The organism is Petrotoga sp. DB-2 (genome assembly GCF_054051725.1).
The window spans coordinates 1-401 of sequence record NZ_JBSVZD010000085.1 but is presented as its reverse complement, the minus strand read 5'-3'; the positions used below and the strand labels follow the sequence as shown (position 1 = coordinate 401).

General features: G+C 35.7%; 1 pseudogene. It reads right to left on the bottom strand.

Going from position 1 to position 401, the window contains the following annotated elements:
- Window positions 1–401 (bottom strand): annotated as a pseudogene (locus ACW9JY_RS10545) (hypothetical protein); the annotation flags it as partial.

Below are 401 nucleotides of genomic sequence, written 5' to 3'. Positions count from 1 at the left end.
TGGTTATTGTAGATTTCACTAAAAACACATCCTAAATGACCTACAATCGCATTTTGACCACAATCATAAATTGTATTGTTCCGAATAATATGTGACCCGATACTTTCTTTACTCCATCCGATATGTTCAGCACTAAAAACAGATTCTAATTGGTATTGATGCCCAGTTTTGTCTTTACGAGTTGAATGATATAGATGTCCTGTCGAACCTTCCTTTCCTATACTTATTGCACTACATTTTGAATCATGAATAATATTGTTTTCAATTATCCAACCTTTACTCCAATTTGCTCCAATTAATCCAGGTTGATCTGCTGTTGGCGGGACCCATGGTGTTGCAGCATGAGCCATTTCAAAACCTTTCACGGTTATATAATCTCTCCCAATTTGATCTGGATAAAA